The sequence below is a fragment of the Gordonia lacunae genome, assembly GCF_002149015.1.
Classification (GTDB): Bacteria; Actinomycetota; Actinomycetes; order Mycobacteriales; family Mycobacteriaceae; genus Gordonia; species Gordonia lacunae.
In genome coordinates, this window is sequence record NZ_NGFO01000014.1 from 18,063 (window position 1) to 43,723 (window position 25,661).

At 68.6% G+C, this 25,661-nt stretch carries 26 protein-coding genes; 7 read left to right on the forward strand and 19 right to left on the reverse strand.

Annotated features, from left to right (window positions below; genetic code table 11):
• Positions 1-156 precede the first annotated feature (156 nt).
• From CA982_RS13320 to CA982_RS13370, 10 genes are all read right to left on the reverse strand, one after another.
• Positions 157-621 carry a hypothetical protein gene (locus tag CA982_RS13320; RefSeq protein ID WP_144066026.1) on the reverse strand — a complete coding sequence of 155 codons (465 nt, stop codon included), beginning with the start codon at positions 619-621 and terminating at the stop codon, positions 157-159.
• 525 nt (positions 622-1,146) lie between these two features.
• Complete coding sequence (locus CA982_RS13325; RefSeq protein ID WP_144066027.1) at positions 1,147-2,268, reverse strand: hypothetical protein; 1,122 nt, start codon at positions 2,266-2,268, stop codon at positions 1,147-1,149.
• A gap of 871 nt (positions 2,269-3,139) precedes the next feature.
• Entirely contained in the window at positions 3,140-3,463 is a 324-nt protein-coding gene (locus tag CA982_RS13335) for a DUF3349 domain-containing protein (RefSeq protein WP_086535801.1), read from the reverse strand.
• Between the two features lie 7 nt (positions 3,464-3,470).
• Positions 3,471-3,752 carry a hypothetical protein gene (locus CA982_RS13340; RefSeq protein WP_086535802.1) on the reverse strand — a complete coding sequence of 94 codons (282 nt, stop codon included), beginning with the start codon at positions 3,750-3,752 and terminating at the stop codon, positions 3,471-3,473.
• Positions 3,753-3,788: 36 nt separating this feature from the next.
• Positions 3,789-5,000: an inorganic phosphate transporter gene (locus tag CA982_RS13345; protein ID WP_086535803.1), complete on the reverse strand. Its 1,212-nt coding sequence runs from the start codon at positions 4,998-5,000 to the stop codon at positions 3,789-3,791.
• 149 nt (positions 5,001-5,149) lie between these two features.
• Positions 5,150-5,512 (reverse strand): GNAT family N-acetyltransferase, encoded by a 363-nt coding sequence (locus tag CA982_RS13350; RefSeq protein ID WP_086535804.1) that lies wholly within the window; start codon positions 5,510-5,512, stop codon positions 5,150-5,152.
• A gap of 233 nt (positions 5,513-5,745) precedes the next feature.
• Positions 5,746-7,548: an acetyl/propionyl/methylcrotonyl-CoA carboxylase subunit alpha gene (locus CA982_RS13355; protein WP_086535805.1), complete on the reverse strand. Its 1,803-nt coding sequence runs from the start codon at positions 7,546-7,548 to the stop codon at positions 5,746-5,748.
• 208 nt (positions 7,549-7,756) lie between these two features.
• Complete coding sequence (locus CA982_RS13360; protein ID WP_086535806.1) at positions 7,757-9,352, reverse strand: condensation domain-containing protein; 1,596 nt, start codon at positions 9,350-9,352, stop codon at positions 7,757-7,759.
• The gene (locus CA982_RS13365) at positions 9,349-9,786 is read right to left on the reverse strand and encodes a SufE family protein (RefSeq protein WP_086535807.1); all 438 of its coding nucleotides are present in this window, start codon (positions 9,784-9,786) and stop codon (positions 9,349-9,351) included. The genes CA982_RS13360 and CA982_RS13365 overlap by 4 nt, the downstream gene beginning before the upstream one ends.
• Positions 9,787-9,799: 13 nt before the next feature.
• Entirely contained in the window at positions 9,800-10,696 is an 897-nt protein-coding gene (locus tag CA982_RS13370; RefSeq protein ID WP_010842892.1) for a sulfurtransferase, read from the reverse strand.
• Positions 10,697-10,849: 153 nt separating this feature from the next.
• Between CA982_RS13370 and CA982_RS13380 the strand changes: the two genes are divergently transcribed.
• Positions 10,850-11,854: a neutral zinc metallopeptidase gene (locus CA982_RS13380; RefSeq protein WP_244176255.1), complete on the forward strand. Its 1,005-nt coding sequence runs from the start codon at positions 10,850-10,852 to the stop codon at positions 11,852-11,854.
• Positions 11,855-11,978: 124 nt separating this feature from the next.
• Here CA982_RS13380 and CA982_RS13385 read toward each other — a convergent pair whose 3' ends face one another.
• The 3 genes from CA982_RS13385 to CA982_RS13395 are packed head-to-tail and all read right to left on the reverse strand — an operon-like array spanning position 11,979 to position 14,529.
• On the reverse strand, positions 11,979-12,647 hold the full coding sequence (locus CA982_RS13385; RefSeq protein ID WP_086535810.1) for a Maf family protein: 669 nt from the start codon (positions 12,645-12,647) through the stop codon (positions 11,979-11,981).
• Between the two features lie 2 nt (positions 12,648-12,649).
• Complete coding sequence (locus tag CA982_RS13390) at positions 12,650-12,868, reverse strand: acyl-CoA carboxylase subunit epsilon (RefSeq protein WP_086535899.1); 219 nt, start codon at positions 12,866-12,868, stop codon at positions 12,650-12,652.
• A gap of 32 nt (positions 12,869-12,900) precedes the next feature.
• Positions 12,901-14,529 (reverse strand): acyl-CoA carboxylase subunit beta, encoded by a 1,629-nt coding sequence (locus CA982_RS13395; RefSeq protein WP_086535811.1) that lies wholly within the window; start codon positions 14,527-14,529, stop codon positions 12,901-12,903.
• Between the two features lie 158 nt (positions 14,530-14,687).
• Here CA982_RS13395 and CA982_RS13400 point away from each other — a divergent pair, with 158 nt between their 5' ends.
• The gene (locus tag CA982_RS13400; RefSeq protein ID WP_086535812.1) at positions 14,688-15,494 is read left to right on the forward strand and encodes a biotin--[acetyl-CoA-carboxylase] ligase; all 807 of its coding nucleotides are present in this window, start codon (positions 14,688-14,690) and stop codon (positions 15,492-15,494) included.
• 20 nt (positions 15,495-15,514) lie between these two features.
• On the opposite strand, the gene CA982_RS13405 is transcribed toward CA982_RS13400, so the two are convergent.
• The gene (locus CA982_RS13405; protein WP_086535813.1) at positions 15,515-16,123 is read right to left on the reverse strand and encodes a hypothetical protein; all 609 of its coding nucleotides are present in this window, start codon (positions 16,121-16,123) and stop codon (positions 15,515-15,517) included.
• A gap of 201 nt (positions 16,124-16,324) precedes the next feature.
• On the opposite strand from CA982_RS13405, the gene CA982_RS13410 reads away from it, so the two are divergent.
• The 3 genes from CA982_RS13410 to CA982_RS13420 are packed head-to-tail and all read left to right on the forward strand — an operon-like array spanning position 16,325 to position 19,017.
• Entirely contained in the window at positions 16,325-16,942 is a 618-nt protein-coding gene (locus tag CA982_RS13410) for a PH domain-containing protein (RefSeq protein WP_086535814.1), read from the forward strand.
• Positions 16,939-17,613 carry a response regulator transcription factor gene (locus CA982_RS13415; protein WP_004572230.1) on the forward strand — a complete coding sequence of 225 codons (675 nt, stop codon included), beginning with the start codon at positions 16,939-16,941 and terminating at the stop codon, positions 17,611-17,613. The genes CA982_RS13410 and CA982_RS13415 overlap by 4 nt, the downstream gene beginning before the upstream one ends.
• A gap of 6 nt (positions 17,614-17,619) precedes the next feature.
• Positions 17,620-19,017, forward strand: a complete 1,398-nt coding sequence (locus CA982_RS13420) for a sensor histidine kinase (protein ID WP_086535815.1) — start codon at positions 17,620-17,622, stop codon at positions 19,015-19,017.
• On the opposite strand, the gene CA982_RS13425 is transcribed toward CA982_RS13420, so the two are convergent.
• Positions 18,989-19,549 (reverse strand): GtrA family protein, encoded by a 561-nt coding sequence (locus tag CA982_RS13425; protein WP_208617944.1) that lies wholly within the window; start codon positions 19,547-19,549, stop codon positions 18,989-18,991. The two genes, CA982_RS13420 and CA982_RS13425, sit on opposite strands and share 29 nt — an antisense overlap.
• Positions 19,550-19,626: 77 nt before the next feature.
• Here CA982_RS13425 and CA982_RS13430 point away from each other — a divergent pair, with 77 nt between their 5' ends.
• Both CA982_RS13430 and purE read left to right on the forward strand, forming a co-directional pair.
• A complete protein-coding gene (locus CA982_RS13430; RefSeq protein WP_086535817.1) occupies positions 19,627-20,928 on the forward strand; it encodes a 5-(carboxyamino)imidazole ribonucleotide synthase in 1,302 nt (433 codons plus the stop codon).
• The gene (gene purE / locus CA982_RS13435) at positions 20,925-21,437 is read left to right on the forward strand and encodes a 5-(carboxyamino)imidazole ribonucleotide mutase (RefSeq protein ID WP_055475043.1); all 513 of its coding nucleotides are present in this window, start codon (positions 20,925-20,927) and stop codon (positions 21,435-21,437) included. The genes CA982_RS13430 and purE overlap by 4 nt, the downstream gene beginning before the upstream one ends.
• A gap of 14 nt (positions 21,438-21,451) precedes the next feature.
• On the opposite strand, the gene CA982_RS13440 is transcribed toward purE, so the two are convergent.
• The 4 genes from CA982_RS13440 to CA982_RS13455 are packed head-to-tail and all read right to left on the reverse strand — an operon-like array spanning position 21,452 to position 25,435.
• On the reverse strand, positions 21,452-22,282 hold the full coding sequence (locus CA982_RS13440) for a dienelactone hydrolase family protein (RefSeq protein ID WP_086535818.1): 831 nt from the start codon (positions 22,280-22,282) through the stop codon (positions 21,452-21,454).
• Positions 22,283-22,286: 4 nt separating this feature from the next.
• On the reverse strand, positions 22,287-22,661 hold the full coding sequence (locus CA982_RS13445; RefSeq protein WP_086535819.1) for a nitroreductase family deazaflavin-dependent oxidoreductase: 375 nt from the start codon (positions 22,659-22,661) through the stop codon (positions 22,287-22,289).
• 39 nt (positions 22,662-22,700) lie between these two features.
• A complete protein-coding gene (locus tag CA982_RS13450) occupies positions 22,701-23,420 on the reverse strand; it encodes a TIGR03089 family protein (RefSeq protein ID WP_086535820.1) in 720 nt (239 codons plus the stop codon).
• The gene (locus CA982_RS13455) at positions 23,408-25,435 is read right to left on the reverse strand and encodes an LCP family protein (RefSeq protein WP_086535821.1); all 2,028 of its coding nucleotides are present in this window, start codon (positions 25,433-25,435) and stop codon (positions 23,408-23,410) included. Before CA982_RS13455 ends, CA982_RS13450 begins: the two co-directional genes overlap by 13 nt.
• Positions 25,436-25,661: the final 226 nt, after the last annotated feature.

Consider the following 25,661-nt stretch of genomic DNA (forward strand, 5'->3'; position numbering starts at 1 on the left):
ACCTCTCTGGCACTTCATAATCGGTCATCGCAGCGCGCCGCATCCTTACTGAGGGCAACCTCTCTGTTTCGGAGTGATGCATCGTCGGTGGTCACAGCGAGTCGTAGCTTTGGCCGTACCACTGGATCGCTGTCCACTCGGGGCAGTCGCCGGCCGTCAGTTGTAGATGGAAGTCTGGGCCGTCGTGGCTCGTACCATTCCGGGTTCCGTGAGTTGGCTCACCGCGCACACGTAGGTTCCTACTGCGACGTCGACCGCCGAGCCCTGCCACTCCTTGTACGCGTCGACGCGTTTGTGCGGAAACTGCGCAGCCATCGTCAGGGTGTCGTAGCTGACCACCACCAGCTCGCCTCGAGTGGCGGTGCTCGGACCTGCTGCCTGCCGCACGATCGGGTAGTGAGCGGCGACCGGCGAGTTCTCGACCGTGATGGTCCACGACCCTTCGTCGCCGGTCTCCCACAGCAGAAGCGTCCGGCGATGCATCTGCGTGGCGAAATGGGTGAACAGTGATTCCAGAGTCCAGTGTCGTGACACGAACGACTCGTAGGCATGCGGGTCGACAATCCCCATCATCCCGGTGTCATCGGACAGGCCGGACATCGTTATCGGTGGGGTTGACATGGTGTCTCCTGTGATTTCTGTGTGATGGTGTCTAAATGTGATGGAGAGGGTTTCGGCAGTTGGAGCCGCCGTGGGCCAGGCCCATCAGGTGGTTCCGTCATCGCTCTATACGGTTCATCGACGTAAACCCGTGGTAACCGTGGTGGCGAGTCGGATGCCGTCGTCTGGGTTGAGGTCGCGGGGTTGCCCCGTGGCCCGAGCAGATCAATCCGCGGTGGCCACTCTGGAGAACACAGACCGGGCTGCTCTCAGTCGGGCCGGTGACGACGGCGTACGCGTGATGGTCTCGGCGGTGGCCACGCACAATTCGGAAGACCCGGTGGATCGGCAGCTCAGCGTCGATTGCGTACTGCGCCACAATCGTATTCGCGACGAACATCAGCTCGGCGACGATCCCGCCGGTCCGATGACTCAGGCACAGTTGCGCCTACAAGTGGCTGGATACGAGGTTGTCGAGGCCATAGAGCTGGCCGAGGAGCCGGGCACGCAGCAGATCGTTGGGTGGTCGGGTGTCGGCTGGCGAGTTCACCGGGTGGCTCCCTCGTCGGAGTGTGTGCTGTCGTCACCGATAGTGCCGGTGGGTAGTTGACGGATGAGGTGGTTGTCGAGGACGGGGAGGGCGGCGATATCGGCCCAGGAGACCGAGACGGTGTGGATGCGGTCGAGGCAGAGGGTGATGCCGCGTTTGAGTGCGGCGAGTTCGGGGTCGTTGGCGCTGCTGTGGGTGAGGCGTGCGACGAGTGTGTTGAGGCGTTGCAGCGCGGCGCGTTCGGTGGGGCTGCGGTCGTCGAGCCCGACTGTGGCGGCGTGGTCGTTGGCGTCGTACCAGGCTGCCCAGGCGCGGTCGGCGACGGATAGGGCTCGGTCGACGTCGATGGCCGGGGAGTCCTCGTGTAGGGCTTCGACCGCTGCGGTGAGGTCGGCCATGGCGGTGTTGTAGGCGACCGTGGTGGCGACGGTGCCGGTGGTGTCGTGGAGCAGGGGTTTGGTGAGGTACCAGGCTTCGGTGTCGAGTTTGTAGTGGCCCCAGGCCGCGAGCAGGTCCTCGAGCGCGCGGGCGGCGTCGGCTCGTCGCCGGGCGAGGTCCCCGTCGTCGTCCCCGTCGATGGGCGGCTGGTCCTCGCGGCCAGTGTAGGCGGCGTGGGCGGCCTGTTCGACGATGCACGGCCAGTCGCGAGCGTCCGGGCCGGAGCTGTGAAGTGTGTAGTAGCTCCAGTAGGCGGCGATGGGGGTTAGTGCGGCCATGACCATTGCTACGATGCTGAACCCGTTCAGGGACGGCGGCAGCTCGAAGGCGAAGGCGCTGAGGAGGTATGCCGCCGGACCCGACAGTCCGAAGAGGCCATAGAAGGCGAGATCGCCGACATGTCGAGCGGGGTGCTGTCCGCTGCGGTGGAAATCTTGTTTGAGGTCAGCCAGCTCCGTGGACGTGGCCAGCTCGTACACCCGCCTGCGTAGCTCATTGTGAGCGATCACAGCCCCTCTGGGGTCCGCCAAGCTGCCGCTCGCCTGCACGCCGTCCGCGGCGAGGACGATCTGGACTGCCCGCGCCCTCAGCAGGGGGTCGGGGTGAGTGCGGATACGTTTGGTGACCTGCGCGAGGATTTCGGCGCGAGCGGGGTCAGCACGAATTGGCTTGTCGTCCACTGGGTGCGTTCCTTTTGTCAGGGGCTGGACTCGATGTCGGCGGCCAGCCGCAGCCGGCACAGCCACGCAGTGTGGGCTGCCCGCACCCGTGGTGCCATCGACTCGCCGCGGTGCTGGTGATGGAACTCTCGAGTGAAGACGCGATGCCGACCCCGGATCCATCGGCGACCGCCACGATGATGCCGAAACCGGGCTCGACTGCCCGCCCTCGGCGCAACGACGAGAGCATCGGCTCTCTCTCAACCGCCCCGCCTGGGACTGATCGGCGCGGCGACACACCTCACGCCCCGTCAACGGCACCCCGAGCACCGGCCCGGGTGTGTGCTCGAGCAGTGCGTTGATCAGCTCCGCCCACGACAAGTCCTCACCCACAACGTCGTCGTCACGGTTGGGGTCAGCGTCCACCAACTCCGCCACCTGACTCCCACCCCCTCTCGCTGACCGCCAGCGCAACGCTGCGCCACAACCGACAGCACCGAAATGTTGCGTCGATCGCATCCGCCGATTCTCGATAGTGATCGTCGGAATGGGCGTGGTCGACTCTTCGTGTTCACGATAGCGAAGAACGGATACGGCAATTTTCATGCATCGTCGTCGACTGTTCTGCGAGGCGGTACCTTCCTACCCGGGAGATCACCTCACAACGGCAACCCTCGCCGGCACAGGGCTGATCGTCGCAGCGGGCATCGGACTGACTCGGCCCACCACGTCACGCCATCGGCCCCCGGCACGCAAGTGACCTCAATGCGCAGTGAGCAAGCACGTTAGGCGCGATGGACATCCGCTAGGTGCACGATCGAGTGGCCACGGTCGCCCACGAATGCAACCACGGAGCACCGACAGGCGCCCCGAAATGTCAGTTGCCGAGCCGTCAGTTCAGTGGTTCGTCGTCGAACGGCCAGCCGGAGGCCGCGAGATGCCTTCGGACACGGGCGATGTCGTCCTCGTGGGGGAGATCCTGGGTGATCGCGCTGATCTTGACCCCGGCGTCGATCTTCGAGATCGGTTCGGGTGGTGGTGGCGCATCCCCGTGGTCGCGGATGAGGTCGACGGACACCCTCTCGGCCTCCTCGTCGCTGAGTTGCCGACGCAGCAGCGCGAACAACGGGACGTAGTCTTCGCGGGGAACTCCGTCGGGGTAGCCGACCCGCAACCACTCCACGATCCGCTTGAGAAACTGCCGTCGGTCCGCCACGGTCCGCCTACTTGTAACCGAACGGGAAGATCTTCACGTCGAAGTAGTAGTAGATGGTCTGCCGCGTGATCCACAGCAGGGCCGTGACGATCACGAGTGCGACAACCGCGAAGATCGCGTAGCCGAGCAGGCGCAGGGGTGCGTTGCCGTTCGAGATGGTGCCGTCCGCGTCGACACCGGGCGCGCCCTGCGCGTGGCAACGCAGGCCCACGGCGAACAGCGCCGGAAGCCCGGCGCCGAGAATAAGGCCCACCAGCAAGACCTTCATGATCGATTCGACGATGTCCATCGGTGTTCGGGTCCTTTCGGGATGCGTCGGTGACCGTCAGGCGATCGCGGTGGGCTCGGCGTTGTCGGCCGGAACGATCGAGTCGGTGGTGTCGTCCCAGTCGGCGTTGACGTTGCGCGCGTCGATCTTGTTCTGCTGCGCGCGCCAGTAGAGGTATCCGGACGCTGCGAGCAGGAGAACGAAGATCGTGATGCCGCCCGCGACGTCGCCCAGCAGACTGGCGATGTAGTAGCAGAAGGCGCCGACGAGTCCGGCTGCCGGCAGCGTCGTCATCCATGCGACGGCCATGCGCCCCGCTACCGACCACCGAACCTGCGCACCCTTCTTGCCGACCCCCGAGCCCAGGATCGACCCGGTCGCCACCTGCGTCGTCGACAGGGCCATGCCGGCTGCACTCGAGGTGAGGATGATCGCGGCCGACGAGGCCTCGGCCGCCATGCCCTGAGGTGAGCTGATCTCGACGAGTCCCTTGCCCAATGTCCGGATGATGCGCCACCCGCCCAGGTAGGTCCCGATCGCGATGGCCGCGGCGCAGGAGAAGACGACCCAGAAGGGCAGCCCGTGGCTCACCGTCGAGGCGTCGAGGTGGCCGGTCACGATGAGCGCCATCGCGATGACGCCCATCGTCTTCTGGGCGTCGCCGGTTCCGTGGGCCAGTGACACCAGTGAGGCGCTCGCTATCTGGCCGTACCGGAATCCGGCCTCTTTGCGATTCGCCTCGATGCGTCGGGTGATCGTGAACACGAGCCACGTCCCGCAGGCCGCCACGATGCAGGCGATGACCGGCGCGAACAGGGCGGGCACGATGATCTTCGAGAGCACACCGTGCCAGTTGATGCCGGAGAGGCCGATGGCCGCGATGCCGGAACCGATCAGCCCGCCGAACAGTGCGTGCGACGACGAGGACGGCAGGCCGAACAGCCACGTGAACAGGTTCCACAGAATGCCGCCGATGAGCCCGGCGAAGATGATCAGCAGCGCGGTGGTCGGGGTGAGTCCGGTGACGACGTCGCCCGACGTCTGCTGGATGTTGAGGACGTCCTTGGTGATGGTGGCGGCGACTTCCACGGACAAGAACGCGCCGACGAGATTGAGGACGGCGGAGATCCCCACGGCGACCTTGGGTTTCAGAGCTCCGGTGGCGATCGAGGTGGCCATGGCGTTACCGGTGTCGTGAAACCCGTTGGTGAAGTCGAAGCCGAGTGCCGTGATCACCAACAGCACGAGAAGGAGCATCTCTCCGGTCATGGCCCAATCATGCTGCCGGACCGCAGGTCTCGCCTAAATGCCCGATGCCGGGATTGCCGGTTTTGTCCTGGGTCTTTGCCGGCGCAGCGTCAGGTGTTCATCAACAGTTCATCTACGGCGTCGACGCGGGTCGTCGGTGGCTCCGGGCCTCATCCGAGGTCGTGGTCGAGCGAGGCATCGACCAGCAGGCCGAGTGCACCCTCGGCGAACCGGGAGACCGGCCCGACCGCCGCGTCGAGCGCCTCGTCGTAACCATCGCGCGCCGCGCCCCAGAGCCGGCCGGTGGAACCCTCCGGCGTGACCCCGACCACGGCGACGAGCTCACCGGTGGTCGGGATGCAGGTCGCCCAGACGAAGCGTGTCTCGGACTCCCAGTCACGCTGTGCCGCAGCGATGTACGCGGCGGGGTCGCCGACCTCGAGAAGGGACAACGCCGGGACATCGGTGATCCGCTCGTCCGCACGAAGCGCACGCAGATACCACGTCCCGGCGTTGATCTCGACTGGTTGCATTGCCTTGTTGTCGCGTTGACCCTTCGTGACGCCCCTCCGCAAGCTCCAGGGCTCCTCAGGGAGCGGGGGGATGCCGCCGCTCCGCAAGCTCCAGGGCTCCTCAGGGAGCGGGGGATGCCGCCCCTCCGCAAGCTCCAGGGCTCCTCAGGGAGCGGGGGATGCCGCCCCTCCGCAAGCTCCAGGGCTCCTCAGGGAGCGGGGGGGTTGCACAGTCGCGAAGCTCCAGTGCGGTCTTACTTCAGCTCGAGCAGCACCGTGCCCTGAGTGACCGCAGCGCCGGCCTCGATGGTCAGGCCGGTGACGACGCCGTCCTTGTGGGCGGTGACCGGGTTCTCCATCTTCATGGCCTCGAGCACGACGACCAGATCGCCGGCAGCGACTTCCTGGCCCTCTTGGACAGCGACCTTCACGACGGTGCCCTGCATCGGAGCGGCCACGGCGTCGCCGGAAACGGCTGCGCCGCCTGCCTTCTTGCGCGAGCGTGCCTTCGGCTTCTTGCGGACGACGCCGTTGGCCGATCCGCCACCGCCACCGAGCGCGAGATCGCCGGGCAGCGACACCTCGACGCGACGGCCGCCGACCTCGACGACGACGTTCTGCCGGGGTGCGGCCTCGTCCTCGTCGATGGGCTCGCCGCCGGTGTACGGCTCGATCGGGTTCTCCCAATCGGTCTCGATCCATTTGGTATAGATGTCGAACTTCTCGCCGTCGCCGATGAAGGCGGGGTTGGAGACGATGTGCCGATGGAACGGGATGACCGTCGCCAGGCCCTCGACCTGGAACTCGGCGAGCGCGCGCCGGGACCGCTCGAGAGCCTGCTCGCGGGTTTCGCCGGTGACGATCAGCTTCGCCAGCATCGAGTCGAACTGTCCGCCGATGACGTCGCCCTCCACGACACCGGAGTCGACGCGGACGCCGGGGCCGGTCGGCTCCTTGTAGACCGAGATCGGCCCGGGGGCGGGCAGGAAGTTACGGCCGGCGTCCTCGCCGTTGATCCGGAACTCGAACGAGTGGCCGCGCGGGGTCGGGTCCTCGGTGAACTCCAGCTTCTCGCCGTTGGCGATGCGGAACTGCTGACGCACGAGGTCGATGCCCGCGGTCTCCTCGGTGACCGGATGCTCGACCTGCAGGCGGGTGTTGACCTCGAGGAACGAGACCAGGCCGTCGCTGCCGACCAGGAACTCGACGGTGCCGGCGCCGTAGTAACCGGCCTCGCGGCAGATGGCCTTGGCGGACTCGTGGATCTTGGTGCGCTGCTCGGTGGTGAGGAACGGCGCGGGGGCCTCCTCGACCAGCTTCTGGAAACGACGCTGCAGCGAGCAGTCGCGGGTGCCGGCGACGATCACGTTGCCGTGCTGATCGGCGATGACCTGGGCCTCCACGTGGCGGGCCTTGTCGAGGTAGCGCTCGACGAAGCACTCGCCGCGACCGAACGCGGCGACGGCCTCGCGGGTGGCCGACTCGAACAGGTGCGGGATCTCCTCGATGGTGTACGCGACCTTCATGCCGCGCCCGCCGCCGCCGAACGCCGCCTTGATGGCGACCGGCACGCCGTGCTCCTCGGCGAAGGCGACGACCTCGTCGGCGTTCTTCACCGGGTCCTTGGTGCCGGGGGCCATCGGGGCGTCGGCCTTCAGCGCGATGTGGCGTGCGGTGACCTTGTCGCCGAGGTCGCGGATCGACTGCGGTGACGGACCGATCCAGATGAGTCCGGCGTCGATGACGGCCTGCGCGAAGTCGCCGTTCTCCGACAGGAAGCCATAGCCGGGGTGGATCGCGTCCGCACCGGACTTCTGCGCCGCGTCGAGGATCTTGTCGAAGACCAGGTATGACTCCGCCGAGGTCTGCCCGCCCAGTGCGAAGGCCTCGTCGGCGAGCTTGACGAACTGCGCGTTCGCGTCGGGCTCGGCGTAGACGGCGACGCTCGCGATGCCTGCATCCCGGGCGGCGCGGATCACGCGGACAGCGATCTCGCCGCGGTTGGCGATGAGGACCTTGCTGATTGCGGACGGGGTGTTCGCAGAGGTACTGGGCACTTGTTCTCCTGGGCCTTACTCGTACTCGGGTGCTCACGACGCGGTAGCGCACGCGACACGGTTGTCGGACGTCGGTCAAGTCTGGTGGTACGCCGTCACCGGCCGGGATGGGGACGGCGAGGGCGATGCGACACCTTCGAGGTGCAGGTGTCGCGACCTTCCGGGCAATACCCTAGCCCACCGAGCAATCGTTCGGTGGAGCCCTGGGTCACAACGCCGGAGAGAATGTGCTCGCATCACCGAGGCTGCGGATCAGTTCGGCGAAACCGTGCAGGTAGGCGTGGACGGGACCAGCGGAAGGATCGATGTCGACTGCGGAATCGCCCTGACCACCGGGCTCGGTGAATGTGACGATTCCCTCATGTTGTGCCTCCAGAAGGTTCCCGGATGACGGGTGCGCCGCAGCCTCATGGCCCGACGGGACGCTCCGGGTGGGGACGTCGGTCGCGGAGGATTCGACACCCAGGTCGTACACCGGGGACTCGCGCGGAAACCGGGCGGAGTACCGCAGACCCGACGGTGTGCGATTGATCCAGATGTACACCTCGTCGGGCGAGTAACTGTGACTCCGGATGACCTTCGCCCGGCCCGCATCGGCCGCACCGGCGCCCGGGGCATAGCGGGTGTCGATGAACGAGATCACGAAGCGGGGTCCGCCCTCGTGACCGATCAGGTCGGCCACCCGCAGGAACGGCAGCGAGGCACCCTGACGGCCGCGCTTGAGCGCGGCGGTCGACCGGGCGACGGTCTGGTCGAACGTGGGGGAGTCGGACATGTCCAGACAGAAGGGCGCGACCCCCACGAACCAGCCGAGCGACGTCAGCCAGCGGGCATCGTTGCGCGTGTGCCGCGGGAGCACGCAGCGGAACTCCCGATCGCCGGTCAACTCGTGATGGACCACGGCGAACGCCGCGAGCACCCCGGCCGTCAACGTCCCGCCCGCCTCCGAGCAGATCGCGGTGAACCGGTTGGCCGTCGCGTCATCGGCGATGACACCCCACAGCGACTCCTGCGGCTGTGCGGGGGTGTCGGCGGCGGCCGTCGGTGCGGGTGTGGGCGGGTCGGTCGTGTGCAGGCCGGGCATGTCGCCGTGTCCGGCGGCCAGGAACTCCGACCACACGCCGACGGCGGGGTGGTCCCGGCCGGTCTGGTCGGCGATCCGGCGTTCCTCGGCGCTGAAGTCGACGTAGCTGCCCACCTCGGGCAGGTTGGCGCCGCGGTGCTCGCGTGCGGCGCGGTACAGCGAGACCAGCTCTTGCTGCGCCATGATGAGCGAGTATCCATCCACCAGGGAATGGTCTGCGGCGAAGAGCAGGGTGAACGACCGCTCGCGACCGACCGTCGCGAACCGGTACGCCGGCCAGTGCAACGGGGCGGTGGCGCGATCGAACGAACCGGCCAGTTGCTCGACGAGTGGGCCGGACTCGGCGTACCAGCCGATCCGGCCCATCTTCAGTTTCACGCTGCCCGGTGCGGTCGTGAGTCGCTGCAGACCCGAGCCCTTGATCACGACGTGACTCCGCAGGACCTCGTGCCGGTCGATCCACTGGGTCAGCACCGACCGGATGGCCGGGATCGACAGCGGCTCGTCGAACTCGATGCTCAGCCCGAGCCATGCCTCGCGACCGCCTTCACGACGGTTGCGGATCCGGAATTCGAAGGCGGCGCGGAGATGCTGCTCGTGGTTGTGTGAGGTCAGCCGGGGGTCGTAGTCCCAGTTGCCCAGCCCGCCCGGCACATACGGAGTCCACTCGACGAGACCGCCGGGTGCGATGGGTTCGTCGCGGATCTGGATGAACTTCATGCCCCGGAGAGGTCGGGGACCTGGTTACGCACCTGGGCCTTGATCCGGCCCAGCATCCCCGCCATCCCCCGCAGACGGAGCGGACTCACCGCGCTCCCGAGTCCGAGGTCGTAATAGAAATCCGATGGCACGTCGAGGATCTCGCGCGCCGACGCGGTGTCGAGTCCCTGGTGCAGGATGGCCGCGAACCCGCGGGTCGTCGGCGCCTCGCGCGGCGCACTGAAGTGCAACCGCACCGACGCCGGGTCGGCGGCATCCACCGACAGGAACACCGGGGACTGGCACTCGGGTACCGGTTCCATCGCATCCTGCTCGAGATGCGCAGGCAGATCGGGCAATTCGCCGGCGAACTCGAGCAGGAGCGTGATCTTGTCGGAGTCGCCGAGCGCACCGAAGTCGTCGACGATCTCGGCCAGGGCTGGGGGCAGACTCATCGTTCGGTCGGGCTCACTCGGTGCCGGGGACGGCGCCCGGCTCGTCGCCGACGGCGATGGGGACCCGCACGGCGTTGCCCCACTCGGTCCACGAGCCGTCGTAGTTGCGGACCGCGGTGTGGCCGAGCAGGTGCGTCAGGACGAACCAGGTGTGGCTCGATCGTTCGCCGATGCGGCAGTACGCGATCGTGGGCGTCTGCGGATCGAGATCGGCATAGATCTCGTCGAGCTCGGCGCGACTGCGGAAGCGGCCGTCGGGCGCCGCGGACTTCGCCCACGGAATCGAGATGGCGGTGGGGATGTGCCCGCCGCGCAACGCGCCCTCCTCCGGGTAATCCGGCATGTGGGTGCGCTCGCCGGTGTATTCCTGCGGAGAGCGGACATCGACCAGGGGCTCGGTGCCCAGGGCCTCGAGAACCTGCGGTGCGAAGGCGCGGATCTTGGCGTCGTCGCGCTCGACGACCGGGTAGTCCGACCGCGGGTAGTCCGGGACGTCGAAGGAGGTGTCGCGGTCCTCGGCCATCCAGGCGTCGCGCCCGCCGTCGAGCAGTCGGACGTCCTCGTGGCCGAACAAGGTGAACACCCACAGCGCGTAGGCAGCCCACCAGTTGCTCTTGTCGCCGTAGATCACGACGGTGTCGTCGCGCTCGATTCCCTTGCTGCGCATCAACTCCGCGAACTGCTCGCCGTTGATGTAGTCGCGCGTGACCGGATCGTTGAGATGCAGGTGCCAGTCGATCTTCTGGGCCGTCGGGATGTGGCCGATGTCGTAGAGCAACACATCCTCGTCGGACTCGATGATCTTGAGTCCCTTGGCGCCGAGATGCGCCGAGAGCCACTGGGTCGTCACCAGCCGTTCGGGGTGGGCGTATTCGGCGAAAGCCGGATTCGGGTCGGTGTCAACGCTCACGGTGCTCTCCAGCTCGCTGTTCGGACGTTCCTCGTGGATCACGCGCGGACCATCTGCGGTCCCGCTGATAAAGGGTAGGGCATCGGCCGGAGCGTGCTTCGATCAGACGACAAACCGCAGGTGAAACGGGTCATCGCCTGCTAGGTTCGCCGAATGATCGATCGACGCGGCCCCCTCGCGATGCGGTGGGCGGTCTCCCTGGCCGCCGTGGCGGCACTGGCCGTCGGAAGCGGATGCTCGCTGATCCCGTCCGACGACTCGGGGCGGGCCCCGGGGACGTCCGCGTCGACGAGCGCCACGCCGAGTCCGACGCCGTCACGCCCGCCGGGTTCCGCGGGCTCGGATTCGTCTCGGCCGTCCGACGCCGACCCGGCACGCTGCCGCCCCGACGACTGTCCGAAGCTGCCGACACCGACCGCCGAACTCATGACGAGCGGGGTGGACCCGGGCAACGTCGACAATGCGGTCCCCGAGTACCTCACGACGCTCCTCGACGACCTCGACCAGACGTGGGGCGGATGGTTCGACCAGCTCGGCTGGGGCGATCCCGCGCCGGGTCGGGTCCTGATCGGGTCGGGTACCTCCTTCACCACCGAATGCATTGCCGGTGATGAGGATTCGAGCCCCGTGCCGATTCCCTCCGATGAGGCGAACGCATTCTTCTGTGGTGCGGACACCGAACCGAACGGGCAGGGTGTACCGACCGAGGGCAGCGTCGTACTGCCGGTCGAGACCTTCGCGGCCATCTGGGACGGCAACGTCTTCGGGGTGCCGTCGCCGATCGTCGGTGACTTCACCGCCGCGATCGTGGTCGCGCACGAGTACGGCCACAACGTCGTGTTCCGGATGGCCGAGGTCTTCGACATCCCGGACAGCCGGCTCCCGGCAGGCAAGAACAGCGAGCTGATCGCCGACTGCCTGGCCGCGAACTGGGGTGCGACCGCCTATCAGCGAGATGCGCTCGGCGCCAAGGAGATCCTGCAGGTCGCCGGTCTGCTGCCGATCATCGGCGACACCGGCGGCGCCTCCGGACACGGATCGGCGCGCGAGCGCGCGGTGGCACTGACGGTCGGACTCACCGGCCCGCAGTTCAACCGTCAGGGACAGCCGGTGGACTGCATCGAGCGGTATTGGCCGGAGTTCTTCGAGGTGGGGTGACCCTTCGAGGCTCGTCGCTGACGCTCCTCGCACCTCAGGGAGCGGTGGATCAGCAGATCTCTCGGGCTCGGGACCAGGGGCTTTGCGGTTCTTTCGGATCAGCGAGCAGGGCTCACGGGTGGGGTCAGTGACGCCAGAAGTCGGTGACCGACAGGCCGACGTCGCGCAGGAGGGTGCGGACCAGCGGCAGGCCGATGCCGATGACCGATGACGGGTCGCCCTCGATGCGCTCGACCAGCCAGCCGCCGAGGCCGTCGAGGGTGAAGGCGCCCGCGACCTGTAACGGTTCGCCGCTGGCGACGTACCGGTGGATGACATCGTCGTCGGCGTCGGCGAAGTGGATCGTGGTGGAACCTGTCCCGCCGGCGGTGCCGGGACGGTCCAGCCTGATCAGGTGGTGTCCGGTCAGCAGGTCGGCGCTGCGGCCCCGCATCTCCGACCACTGCGCGACGGCGCGTTCGGCGGTGTGCGGTTTACCCAGGAGCCGATCGTCCAGGTGGAGCATCGAGTCACAGCCGATGACCACGACCGGGTCACCGGAGCCGGCGAGTTCGGCGATCTCCGGGAGCGCGGCGACGGCCTCGGCCTTGGCGCGAGCGAGTTCGGCGACGACCACACCGGCCGGCGTGGAGTCGGGAAGCTCCGCGAGCAGTGCGTCCTCGTCGACGTCCGACACGCGCACGACCGGCTCGACGCCGGCCGCCCGCAGGATGCGCAGCCGGGCCGGAGAGGCCGAGCCGAGGACGAAGATCGGGCCGGTGGGACCCGGCCCGATCTCGGATGAACGTGCCACCGTCAGTAGCGCAGGTTGGTGAAACTCCCCGGACCGCCCCACTGAGGACGCAACCGGTCGATCGGCCGGCCCCAGTCGTTGCGTGTCGCGGGCTCGGAGTCGCCGCCGCCCGAACCGGCGCCGGCGAGGACGGTCACCAGCACGGCGAGGTCCTCGTCGGTCGGATTGCCACCCACGACGGTCAGGAACGGGCGCTCGGACTTCGTCGGGTCTTCGCTCACGGGATTCTCGCTCTCGGGACTACCGGCGGATGTCACAGGGGGATGTTGCCGTGCTTCTTGGGCGGCAGGTTGACCATCTTGCGCTCGAGCAGCTTGAGCGCGGTGGCGATCTGACCCCGGGTGTGGCTCGGCGGGATCACCGCGTCCACGTATCCACGGGCGGCCGCGACATACGGGTTGACCAGGGTGTCCTCGTACTCCTCCTGCAGCTGCAGACGCAGCGCGTCGACGTCCTCGCCCTTGGCGGCCGCATCCTTGAGCTGGCTGCGGTAGACGAACCCGACCGCGCCCGAGGCGCCCATCACAGCGATCTGGGCCGTCGGCCACGCGAGATTCACGTCGGCACCCATGTGCTTGGAGCCCATGACGTCGTAGGCGCCGCCGTAGGCCTTGCGGGTGATGACCGTGATCTTGCCGACCGTCGCCTCGCCGTAGGCGTAGAGCAGCTTCGCGCCGCGGCGGATGATGCCCCGGTACTCCTGGTCGGTTCCGGGCAGGAAGCCGGGCACGTCCACCAGGGTGACGATCGGGATGTTGAAGGCGTCGCAGGTGCGCACGAAGCGCGCGGCCTTCTCCGAGGCGTCGATGTCGAGACAGCCGGCGAACTGGGTCGGCTGGTTGGCGACGATGCCGACGCTGCGGCCGTCGACGCGTCCGTAACCGACGATGATGTTGGTCGCGTACTCGGCCTGCACCTCGAGGAACTCGTCGTCGTCGAGGATGCGACGGATGACCTCGTGCATGTCGTAGGGCTGGTTCGGCGAGTCCGGGATCAGCGTGTCGAGTTCGAGGTCTTCTTCGGTCAGGGTGTCCTCGATGGAACCGGCCGCCGGCTGCGCGACGGGCAGTCGCGGCGCGTCGGCGCGGTTGTTGCTCGGGAGATAGCTCAGGAGTTCCTTGACGTACTCGAGGGCGTCCTCTTCGTCGGAGGCGACGTAGTGCGCGGTGCCCGACTTCGACATGTGCGTGTGCGCACCGCCGAGCTCCTCCATCGTGACCTCTTCGCCGGTGACCGTCTTGATGACGTCCGGACCGGTGATGAACATCTGGCTGGTCTGGTCGACCATGACCACGAAGTCGGTGAGTGCGGGGGAGTACACGTGACCGCCGGCCGCGGCGCCCATGATCAGTGAGATCTGCGGGATGACACCCGAGGCGCGCACGTTGCGGTGGAAGATCTCGCCGTACAGGCCGAGCGAGACCACGCCCTCCTGGATACGGGCGCCCGCACCGTCGTTGATCCCGATCAGCGGACGACCGGTCTTGATGGCGAGGTCCATGACCTTGACGATCTTCTCGCCGTAGACCTCGCCGAGGCTGCCGCCGAAGACGGTCGAGTCCTGCGAGAAGACGCAGACCTCGCGGCCGTCGATGGTGCCGTAACCCGAGACGACGCCATCGCCCAGCGGGCGGCGCTCGGCGAGACCGAAGTTGGTGCTGCGGTGCCGGGCGAGGGCGTCGAGCTCGACGAACGATCCCTCGTCGAGCAGGTGCGTGATGCGCTCCCGCGCGGTCAGCTTGCCCTTCGCGTGGGTCTTCTCGACGGCGGCCTCACCCACCGGATGCTTCGTCTCGTCGAGACGATTACGCAGATCGGCGAGCTTTCCCGCCGTGGTGTGGATGTCGGGAGCGGCGGCGTCGTCGCGAGAAGCAGTGGTCATGACTGACGATGCTAACTACCCGGGTGTGAGCCACGTCAACCGGATCAACGTGAGATATCCCTCAGGTTTCCGAGCGATCGGTCGGTGGGAAGACCGCCGCCCGTCGAAACACTCGGTACCCGACCGTTCCACCGCGACGGACAGTAGGTTCGTTGTCCATGAGTCTCGACGCAGATCTGCTCCGTACCCGTCTCGCCGGCACCCGCTGGGACCGGATCGAGGTGGTCGAGGCGACCGGCTCGACCAACGCCGACCTGGTGTCGCGTGCCACCACCGAATCCGTCGGGGGTGAATCCATCGGGGGCACCGTGCGGATCACCACCGACCAGACCGCGGGCCGCGGCCGTCACGCCCGGACGTGGACGGCGCCCGCCGGCACGCAGCTGGCCATGTCGGCCGCGATCGACGTCGGCGACCACACCGAGGACCTGGGCTGGCTGTCGCTGCTGGCCGGCCTCGCCGCGGTCCAGGGCGTCGAGGACGCGATGGGTGTGCGCCCGACGCTCAAATGGCCGAACGACGTCCTGATCGACGGCAAGAAGGTCGCGGGGATTCTCTCCGAGTACACCCGCACCGAGCACGGTCCGAGCGGGCCGGGGGGAGTGGCGGTGATCGGCACCGGGCTCAACACCACGATGGCGGCGGAACAGCTGCCCGTCCCGACCGCGACCTCACTCGGACTCGCGACCGGGCGCGACGTGCCGCTGACCGACCTGGCCGCGTCGTATCTTCGGGCGCTGTCGGACCTGCTCGACCTCTGGCCGCACGACCTCGACGGGCTGGCGGCGCGGTACCGCGACAGCAGCGACACGATCGGTCGCCGCGTGCGGCTGGTCCTGCCCGGCGATCGTGAGCTCGTCGGCACGGCGACCGGTGTCGACCACTCCGGCCGGATCGTCGTCGACGTCGACGGTGAGCAGGTGGTGGCCGCCGCGGGCGACGTCACGCACCTGCGGCCGGAGTGACGTCGGCGCGGCTGGCGTGACTAGCGCTGCAGGCTCTTGCCTGCCATGGCCGGGATGATCGTCAGCGAGGGCAGACCGATCACCAGGTGCACGATCGCGGTCTCGATGCCCACCGAGATCTGGTTGTAGGTCAGGATCGGGATCAGCACGGCCGCCACGAGCAGCAGCCCGACGATCCACCGGTAGAACTGGTCGGGCGACGGCGTGACCAGATGCAGGACGTACCAGAGGGCACCGGCGGCGAGGGCGCACAGGAAGCCGACGACCCCGAACCAGAGTTCACTGGCGGCGACCGGGTTCCACACGCCCAGCTTGCCGGACTCGTTCACCTTCTCGACGAACGCGGAGATGATCCAGGCCACCAGCCAGGCGGCCAGGCCGGTCACCACACCGGTCATCACCACACCGCCGGCGAACGTGACGGGATTGATGTCCGGACCGCGACGCGGTTTCGCGGGCCTGCCCTGCTCATACGCGCCCTGGTTGTAGCCGCCCTGGCCCGCATACGGATCGGCCGCGTAGGGATCGCGCTCGTACGGGTCGTTCTGACTGCTGTAGGCACGTGACTCGGGGGTGTAGCCGGACTCGTAGTGCGCGGTCCGCGGGTCGCGGGGATCCTGGTAGCTCATGGCGTTCTCCTCCCCGACCGGTTCTCGAAGCCGATGGTCGGATCTGGTGTCGGTTGGATCTGGTCTCTGGGGCCCTGGCACGCACAGTGCACGCGGACAGCTGGTCGCCGTGGTTGGCAGTCTACTCAGGCCCCGCCCCGATCCGGACGTCTCCGGGGGGCGCGTTTCCGCGGGTGGGCCCCGGTCGGGCCGGTGCCGTTTATGCTGGGCCGCATGGCCTATCCGCGGGAGAACCTGGCACCGGGAGAGCGTGTCGTCCTCCATCGACATCCCCACTGGAAGTGCCTGCTGGGACCGTTCCTGCTGTTCGCGATCGTGACCGCCGCCGCGGGCCTGCTGATCGGTGTCATCACCTCCTCGTCCCTGCGTTCCACACCGCAGACCGTGCTGCTCATCGCGGTCGCGGTGGTGTGGGCCGCCGGCTTCTGCTGGTACTTCATTCGCCCGCTGTTGGCCTGGAAGACAACCCATTTCGTGCTCACCGATCGGCGGGTGATGTTTCGCAACGGCATCGTCACCCGATCGGGCATCGACATCCCGATCCGCCGGATCAACACCGTCGAGTTCCGGCACGGCCTCGTCGACCGGATGCTGCGCACCGGCACCCTGGTCATCGAGTCGGCGTCCGACGAGCCGTTGTCCTTCGACGACATCCCGCAGGTGGAGCGGGTCCACGCGCTGCTCTACCACGAGGTGCTCGACGTCCATGACGACGAGGATCATCCGTTGGAAGGACGCCGGCGCGACTCCTATGACCAGCCCGTCGCCGGTACCGCCCATCCCGGGGACCGCGCCGACCGCGGGGGCCGGGACCGATGACCACCGTGCTGCTCGCCGAGGACGACGCCGCGATCGCCGAACCGCTCGCGCGGGCGCTGTCGCGCGAGGGCTACGGCTGCGAGGTCGTCTCCACCGGCGCCGATGCCCTCGAGAAAGCCCTGGACACGCGCTACGAGCTGCTCATCCTCGATCTCGGGTTGCCGGTGCTCGACGGCCTGGAGGTGTGCCGTCGGGTGCGGGCCCAGCGGCCCGCGCTCGCCGTGCTCATGCTGACCGCGCGCACCGACGAGGTGGACTTCGTGGTCGGACTCGATGCCGGCGCCGACGACTACGTCGGCAAACCGTTCCGGCTGGCCGAACTGCTGGCCCGGGTTCGCGCCCTGTTGCGGCGGCGTCAGCCCGGCGACGTCGTGCTCGAGGGCGGTGCCCTGCGACTCGACGCGCGCGCTCGCCGGGTCCTGGTCAACGGGCACGACCTCACCCTGGCGAACCGCGAATTCGACCTCCTGCGATTCCTCATGGAACGCGCCGGTGAGGTGGTGACCAGGGAGGAGATCCTCACCGAGGTGTGGGGATCGGCCGACCTGAGGTCGTCGAAGACCCTCGACATGCACATTTCGTGGTTGCGCCGCAAGATCGGCGACGATCGCCACGACCGGCCCCGCCACATCGTGACCGTGCGCGGCGTCGGTTTCCGGTTCGACCCGTAGACGCTCATGCGCCGTCGCCTGCTCACGACCATGATCGCCGTCCTGCTGGCGGTCGGTGGTCTGTTGGGCATCCCGCTGAGCGTCGTCGCATGGTGGTGGGTCGCCGACAACGCGCATCAGGACCTCGACAACCGGCTCAAGGTCATCGCCGATCAACTGATCCGGCAGGAGGGGGCCGACGGCCGCATCCCGCCGGAATCCCTCGACCGTGAGGCCTTCCAGCTGCTGCTGCCGCCGAACGGGCGCCTGACCGTCACCTTCCCCGACCTCACCGGGACCCCACAGCGCACGGTCGTGGGTGCCGAGATCGGCGGTTCCCGACTCTCGGAGTCGATCGCGCTGGGTGCCGCGGGGACGCTGACCCTGTCGATACCCCTCGACGAGGTGCGCAACGACCAGTTCACGGCGGCCTCGATCGTGGCCATCATCGTCGTCGCGTCGGTCATCGGCGGCACGCTGGTCGCGGCGGTCACCGCGGGGCGGATCGTCGATCCCCTCACCGACCTCGCGAACCGTGCGGCCACCATGGGCCGGGGCGACTTCCGAACCCAGTGGAAGATGTACGGGATCGCCGAACTCGACCGGGTGTCGCGGGCACTGGCCGACGCGAACGCGGAGCTCGCCCTCCGTCTCGAACGCGAGCGTGAGGTCGCCGGGGACGCCTCGCACCAGCTGCGCAGCCGCCTCACCGCCATCCAGCTGCGTCTGGAAGAACTGACCCTCCACGACGACCCCGCGGTGATCACCGAGGCGGAGGCGGCGCTCGATCAGGTCGAGCGGCTCTCCACCGAACTCGACGACCTGGTCGAGGCGTCCCGCGCCGACGAACCGGCCCCGGAGTTCATCGACGTGTCCGAGATGCTGACAACCCTGGTCGGGGACTTCCGGCACGCCTTCGAGGCGCGGGGGCGCGAGCTGGTCGTCGCCTTCGACGGGGTGCCGCACGCGCTGACCTCGAACCCGGGCCGGCTGCGCGAAGCGGTCAGCGTGCTCGTCGACAACGCATTGCAGCACGGCCGTGGGACCTGCCGGATCCATGTGGGGACCCTGCCCGCGGGCGACCTGGTGCGGATCACCGTCGCGGACGAGGGGGACGGGGTGGCCGACGAGATCGCCGTCCACATCTTCCGCCGGGGCTTCTCGGCCGGGCGCCGACCCGGTGCGGGCCGGAGCGGGGTCGGACTGTCGCTGGCCCGGGCCCTCATCGAATCCGACGGGGGACGGCTCGAACTCACCGTCCGCCGTCCACCGGTGTTCGCGATCGTCGTGCCCGCCCGGCTGGTCACCGGACGTGAGCACCTCGGCACCGATCGCGGTGACTCCGAACTCGCCGACGACATCGACGAGAAGACCGGCCGGTCCCCGGAATCAGGCGTCAGGCGTGACCGAGTTCCTCATCGTTGAGCTCGGCGAGCGAGGGATGCAGGTCGGTCGACCCGGCGTCGCCACCCCGCAGCTGCTCTTCGGGGAAGGCGAACTTCCGCAGCGCCCAGAACCGGAACGCCATCTGGAAGAGGTTGCCGATGATGAAACCGAGCACGAAGTCGACGACCACGACCTCCGACACGGTGAGGTTCGAGCGCATGTCGAAGACATTGTTGGCGACGAACAGCGGCGCTGCCTGCAGGATCACGCCGACGCCACTGATGGCGAAGAACAGCATCGCCTCGTGGTGACGCTCCCGGCCGCCGCGGTTCTTGAACGCCCACTCGCGATTGAGGATGTAGCTCAAGATGGTGGCGAGCACGCCGGAGATGATCTTGGCGATCACCGGCTTCGGTTCCAGGACCGTGAGGCTCAGGCTGTAGAAGATCGCCATGTCGAAGACGAACGTGGTACCGCCCACCATCGCGAACTTGATCAGTTCGTGGTGCCGCATCACGAGCCGACGGACCGGCGCGGGAAGGCGGGCGATCATCTCGTCGATCAATGGCACAAGATCCGAGTGTACGAAACACGACCGCCGGGCCACTTCCCGGGCGGTTGTGCGAATGACGCCGCGCACATGCCACGATGGTTCGCGTGAATCCACGCGAGCAGGTCGACGGCGCCGTGTCCCCGTCGTCCCAGGTGCCGCCGGTCCCGGACACGGGACGCACGAACGGCCGGTCGTCGGGGATGCCGACGGTCACCATGATCGGTGGTGGCCAGCTCGCGCGGATGACCCACCAGGCCGCGATCGCCCTGGGCCAGTGCCTCCGTGTGCTCGCCGCCTCGGAAGCCGATCCGGCGGCACAGGTCAGTGCCGACATCGTCGTGGGGTCGCACGACGAACTCGATGACCTGCGCCGGGCCGCGGCCGGGTCCGTCGCCCTGACCTTCGACCACGAAGGCGTACCGCTGGCGCATCTCCGCGCGCTCGAAGCCGAGGGCGTGTCCGTGCTCCCGCCGTCGGCTGCGCTGCATTTCGCCCAGGACAAGCTCGCGATGCGCGTCCGGCTGGCCGAACTCGGCCTGCCCGTGCCCGATTTCGCTGACCTGTCCGGCGATCGCGCCGCCGCCCGCACACGTCTGATCGAGTTCGGCGAGGCCAATGACTGGGCCATTGTCGTCAAGGCCGTGCGCGGGGGTTACGACGGCCGCGGCGTCTGGCTCGTCGACGGTGCGCAGGACGCACTCGCCGTCTTCGACGACTACCCGGACGACGCGCCGGGCCTGCTCGCCGAACAGAAGGTGCCCATGCGCCGCGAGCTGTCGGCGATGATCGCCCGGTCCCCGTTCGGTCAGGGCGGGGCATGGCCGGTGGTCGAGACCATCCAGCGCAACGGCCAGTGTGCCGTCGTCCTCGCGCCGGCGCCCGGGCTCGACGACGAGGTGGCCGCCCGCGCACAGCAGATGGCGCTGCGACTGGCCGACGAGCTCGGCGTGGTCGGCGTGATGGCGATGGAGCTCTTCGAGACCGTCGACGGCGAACTGGTCGTCAACGAGCTGGCGATGCGGCCGCACAACACCGGGCACTGGACGATGGACGGGGCGGTGACCTCGCAGTTCGAGCAGCACCTGCGCGCGGTTCTCGACTACCCGCTCGGCAGCACCGCGCCGAGCGCGCCGCTGACGGTGATGGCCAACATCCTCGGTGCCCAGCGCGCACCGGCGATGTCGATGGACGAGCGGCTGCATCACCTGATGGCCCGGATGCCCGAGGCCAAGGTGCACCTCTACGGCAAGGGTGAGCGACCCGACCGCAAGATCGGGCACGTGAACATCGTGGGGCGCGAGGGGGATTCGCCGGAGTCGGTGCGCGAACGTGCCGAGCGGGCGGCCCAGTGGATGTCGCAGGCGACGTGGACCGACGGATGGGATGAACATTCATGAGTGAGACACACGGCCCGCGGGTCGGCCTGATCATGGGCAGCGACTCGGACTGGCCGACGATGAAGGCCGCCGCCGAAGCGCTCGCCGAGTTCGACGTGCCGTTCCAGGTCGGCGTCGTCTCGGCACACCGCACGCCCCAGCGCATGCTCGACTACGCGGCCGGTGCCGCCGGTCACGGCATCGAGGTGATCATCGCGGGAGCCGGTGGCGCAGCGCATCTTCCGGGTATGGTCGCCTCCGCGACCCCGTTGCCGGTGATCGGCGTGCCCGTCCCGCTGCGGCACCTCGACGGACTGGATTCGCTGCTGTCGATCGTCCAGATGCCCGCCGGTGTCCCGGTGGCGACCGTCTCGGTCGGTGGGGCCCGCAACGCCGGTCTGCTCGCGGTCCGCATCCTCGCGGCCGCCGACGCCGACCTGCGTGCCCGGATGGTCGAGTTCCAGCAGGGACTCGAGCAGATGGTCCTCGACAAGGATGCGGCGCTGCAGCAGGAACTGCTGGGGGAGTAGAACTCCCGTCTCGGTCAGGCTGTGGGCTGCAGACCTAGTTTCGCGGTGAAGAAGTCGATCACCCGGTCGTAGGCCTCCCGGGTGGGTTGCCCGGGTTCGTCCCGCAGGTCCTCGGTGAGCACCGAATGTGGCCGTGGCAGCATCGAATCCGGGTTCGCGGACTCATCGGGTAGTTCGACGCCGATGAAGGCGTCGCCGAGGAGCTCACGGAGATAGGCGAACCGGGCCTCCGGCACGAGCCGGTCGCCGCGGAACCGCAGACCCATGACCTCCAGGCCGCGCGCGCAACGGGCCTGCACCAGAGCCAGATCCGACTCACTCACGTCGATGGCGCGGGCGCGTCCGGGCAGCACCGCGAACGGCAGTGAGGGCTGGGACAGGACCGGGGCGAGCATGCGGTCGTCGGTGGCCATCGCCAGTGCGAACCCGCCGGTGAAGCACATCCCGACCGCGCCGACCCCGGGCCCGCCGCACCGGTCGTGCTCGCGGGCGGCCAACGCGCGCAACCACGACGCGACCGGGGAGGTCTTGCCGGTCGCCAGGATCGTGAACTCGCGGGTGACACAGGCCCGGGCCATCGTGCCGAGCATGTTCGTCGCCGATCCGACCGCACCGAGGTTGTCCGGACGCGGATCGCGACCGTCGACACCGAACAGGGACGGGAGGACGGCCGTCGCGCCGGCGCCGGCGATGCGGCGCGCGACGTCCGCCACCTTGGGGCTGATGCCCGGCATCTCGGCGATCACGATGACCGCCGGGCCGCTTCCGAGGCGATGGACTCGGCGGGTGGTCCCGTAGAGGGTCACGTCCTCGGTGTCGAAGTCGTCGAGCGGGTCGTCGGCCATGCGGTCACGCCCGGTGCAGGGTGCCGAGAAGCGCGGATTCGAACAACCGCGCCGGGATGCGCGCTCCCCGCACGATGTCGGGTGAGTCCGACGGCACCACCCGAGGGCCGGTCACCCGGTAGTGCCGATTCTTCCGGGTGAGTCCGAAACTGCCCGCGGCCTGGACGTTGCGGACCCAGTCGGTGTGCCGCCCATAGGTGAGGATGATCGTGAGCCGGTCGCCGTCGACCCACGCGAGCACCGGGATGGAGTAGTGCTTGCCGGACTTGCGGCCGACGTGTTCGACCATCGCGTAGGGGGCCAGGCGGGGCGCCCACTGTCGCTGGATGGGGTTCGTCACTCGCTTGTTGAGGCGGGCCACCGCGCGGGGGATTCGCATGCCCCCACTGTGCCCGATCGGCGGCGTGCCCGCCGGGGTTCACGAGAGGACGAGCGTGGCCTTCTCCATCTCGGCGATCGCGGTGACCCGTTCCGGTGAGGCCGCGGTGACGTGAACGAGACTGCCGCCCACCAAGAATGGTGTGAGGAGGTGGGCGACCACGAACTCGGCCGGATGCCACGGCCGGGTGGATACCACGCGGGTGCCCGGTCCGATCCCGTCGCGTTCCGCGATCGCCCGGGCGTCGTCGAGTACCTCGCCGATGGCGGTGCCCTCGAGCGTGGCCGATGCCGGCCGGCGGGACGAGTACTGGTCACCGTGGACGCGCACGACGCTGCCGTAGTCGCCGACGCCGGGCGGCAGGTCACGCAGCGGCAGCGCGAACGGATCCAGCGAGGCGACCACCACTTCGTCCGCGTCGGGGTGGTCGTCCAGTCGATCTCGGCTGGTGAACACGACCATGGCCTCGTCGGTGCTCTCGAAATGCACGTCGGCGCCCGCCCACAGCGCGCCCAGCAGGATGCCGGCCGTCTGCCAATGCGCCGGGAGATCGACCGCCACGACGTCGCCCGCCATGACGCCGATCTCGTCGACCAGGTAGTTGGCGGTCTTCGCCGCCCAGTTGCCCAACGTGGCGGCGGACAGTTCGGTGCGCTCGCCGGTCGAGTCGTCGTAGTAGGTCAGCAGCGGACGCGAGTGGTCGGCGACCGCGGCGAAGACCGCGTCGGTGAGGGTGTTCGGAGTGTTCAGTTCACGCACATCGGCCCCTGGTTGCCCGCGGTGATCGGTGGGCGCTTGTTGCCGACGCGTTCGCTCGCCGGGGTGTTGTCGGTCTGGTCGCCGGTGTCGCTGATGGAGCCCGGCCCGGCATAGGTGTTGGTCAGCACGACCTTGAGCTGGTCGTCGGCGAGGGTGGGGTCGGCCACCACCCGGGCGCCGCCCAGGTCCTTCGCGAGGAGCCGTGCGGCGTCGCTCTCGTCCTTGGCGTACACGATCGAGTCCTTCGTGTCGGCCTTGCCGCTCGAGGTCGCCCCGATCCGGAAACCCTTGTTGGTCAGGATGTTCGCCACGTTCGACGCGAGTCCGTCGATGGTGCCGGCGTTGACCACGTCGACCGTGTAGTCGCCGCGCTGGATGCCCTGCGATTCCTTCGGTGCCAGCAGATCCCCGGTGAAGGCCTGGACCTCGCGCGGGTCCACCTCCACCACGCTCTGCTGTCCGTCCTCACTCCAGCCCTGCTCGGTGACGATCGGGATGGTCGCGAACTTCACCCGGCCGCCGCTGAGGTCCTTGAGCTGCTCGGCGAACCGGATGATGTCCCAGTCGTCGTCGATGATTACTGACCGCGAGACCGCGTTCTGCAGCTCCGAGAGCTTCCCCGGGTCGGTCAGGGTGTTCGCCGAGATGATCTTCTGCGTGAGCGACGCCATGAATGCCTGCTGGCGGGTGATGCGGTCGAGATCACCGCGGGGGAGCCCGTGGCGCTGGCGCACGAAGCTGAGGGCCTTCGGGCCGTCGAGTGTCTGCCGGCCGGCGCGGAACCGCGCGCCCGTGAAGGGATCCCGGACCGCCTCGTTCAGACAGACGTCGATGCCGCCGGCCGCGTTCGTCAGCAGTACGAAGCCCAGCAGGCCCACCTCCGCATAGTGGTCCACCTGCACGCCGGTCAGGTTGGCGACCGTGTCCACCAACGCCTTCCGGCCGGCGAGCGTGCCCTCCGACTCGGCTTCGCCCTCGGATTTGCCCTCGCCGACCGCCCGCGCGCGGACGCTCTCGCGAGTCGTGCCGTAGGCGGCGTTGATCTTGCTCATCCCGATACCGGGCACGTCGACATAGGAGTCGCGCGGGATCGAGATGGCGGTCGCCGACGAACCGTCGTCGGGGATGCGGATCAGCAGGATGGTGTCGGTGTTCGTCGCGACCTCGTCCCCCGAGCGCAGCAGCTTGAGCTCCTCCGGGGACAGCGGATTGCCCTTCGCGTCGGTTCGCGAGTCGGTCCCCACCAGGAGGATGTCGACGGCCCCGTCCGCGGCGCCGCCGAGATCGAGTCCGCCGAGCTGGGTGATCCGGGTCTGTAGATCCGACATGGTGTTCCAGGCGTAGCCCGTACACAACAGCACCGCCACCGATGCGACGGCGATGAGCGCACGACCCCATCCGGCGCCCGCGGCCCAGCCGCCCGTCCGGGGGCGTCCGCCCGGCGGGGTGGTCGGCGGCACGGCCGCTGTTGCCGGCTTCGTCGGCGCTGCGTCGTCCCGCCTGCGGCGGCGTCCGGTCGTCGGTCCGGCCGCCGGGGGGCGCGGTGTCTGCTCACGCTTCTTCTTCGCGCCCGGAGCCGGGCGGGTGTGGATCTCGCCGGAGGTCCGTCGGACTGGCCGGGGTTCACCGGGACGACGAGGGCGGGTCGCTGCGGGTTCCACCGACTCCGGTGCGGCGCGGCGGTCGCCGGATGCCCGGCGGCCCGGGGTGCGCGGATCGGCCGCTGCCCGACGCCGTGGGTCGTGGGGGTCGGCTCCGCGGCGTCGCGGGTCCGGCGGCGGCTGGCGGCGCGCGCGGGGTGGGGGAGAACCTGGTTCACCGGGACGCTGGTCGGAGCCGCGGGGGACCCCGCGGCCGTCGGGTCCACCGTCGTTCGGGGGCCGCACCGGGCGTCGCCGGGCACCGGGCTCCGGGCCGCGCCGATCGCCGGGCATCGGCTGACGCCCGTCCGAACCCGGCCCCGCCGGACGGCGCGTCTGCGAACGCCGGCGCGGGCCGTCTGGTGGTGAATCCACTGGTGAACGGTCCCTTTCGAGGTCGACACATCGCGTCGGAGCGTCGACGCGACAAGGGTTACGCCTGAGGATGCCGATGCTGATGTGCAGGACGAGTCAGGTGTTGTGTGCTCTCGTCAGGCTACTGAAGTGATTCGCAAATTCGAGAACGCAACGCCGGGCGGGCGAGTAGCCGTCGTCACGTGCGCGGTCCAGGCCGGGTGGAGGACGTTCCCCCGGTCCGGCA

Bases quoted from the DNA above. Each gene is read 5' to 3' on its own strand.
- CA982_RS13320 (WP_144066026.1), bottom strand. From the start codon at position 621: ATGTCAACCCCACCGATAACGATGTCCGGCCTGTCCGATGACACCGGG.
- CA982_RS13340 (WP_086535802.1), bottom strand. From the start codon at position 3,752: ATGGACATCGTCGAATCGATCATGAAGGTCTTGCTGGTGGGCCTTATT.
- CA982_RS13345 (WP_086535803.1), bottom strand. From the start codon at position 5,000: ATGACCGGAGAGATGCTCCTTCTCGTGCTGTTGGTGATCACGGCACTC.
- CA982_RS13350 (WP_086535804.1), bottom strand. From the start codon at position 5,512: ATGCAACCAGTCGAGATCAACGCCGGGACGTGGTATCTGCGTGCGCTT.
- CA982_RS13360 (WP_086535806.1), bottom strand. From the start codon at position 9,352: ATGAAGTTCATCCAGATCCGCGACGAACCCATCGCACCCGGCGGTCTC.
- CA982_RS13365 (WP_086535807.1), bottom strand. From the start codon at position 9,786: ATGAGTCTGCCCCCAGCCCTGGCCGAGATCGTCGACGACTTCGGTGCG.
- CA982_RS13380 (WP_244176255.1), top strand. From the start codon at position 10,850: ATGATCGATCGACGCGGCCCCCTCGCGATGCGGTGGGCGGTCTCCCTG.
- CA982_RS13395 (WP_086535811.1), bottom strand. From the start codon at position 14,529: ATGACCACTGCTTCTCGCGACGACGCCGCCGCTCCCGACATCCACACC.
- CA982_RS13400 (WP_086535812.1), top strand. From the start codon at position 14,688: ATGAGTCTCGACGCAGATCTGCTCCGTACCCGTCTCGCCGGCACCCGC.
- CA982_RS13405 (WP_086535813.1), bottom strand. From the start codon at position 16,123: ATGAGCTACCAGGATCCCCGCGACCCGCGGACCGCGCACTACGAGTCC.
- CA982_RS13410 (WP_086535814.1), top strand. From the start codon at position 16,325: ATGCTGGGCCGCATGGCCTATCCGCGGGAGAACCTGGCACCGGGAGAG.
- CA982_RS13415 (WP_004572230.1), top strand. From the start codon at position 16,939: ATGACCACCGTGCTGCTCGCCGAGGACGACGCCGCGATCGCCGAACCG.
- CA982_RS13420 (WP_086535815.1), top strand. From the start codon at position 17,620: ATGCGCCGTCGCCTGCTCACGACCATGATCGCCGTCCTGCTGGCGGTC.
- CA982_RS13430 (WP_086535817.1), top strand. From the start codon at position 19,627: ATGGTTCGCGTGAATCCACGCGAGCAGGTCGACGGCGCCGTGTCCCCG.
- purE (WP_055475043.1), top strand. From the start codon at position 20,925: ATGAGTGAGACACACGGCCCGCGGGTCGGCCTGATCATGGGCAGCGAC.
- CA982_RS13440 (WP_086535818.1), bottom strand. From the start codon at position 22,282: ATGGCCGACGACCCGCTCGACGACTTCGACACCGAGGACGTGACCCTC.
- CA982_RS13445 (WP_086535819.1), bottom strand. From the start codon at position 22,661: ATGCGAATCCCCCGCGCGGTGGCCCGCCTCAACAAGCGAGTGACGAAC.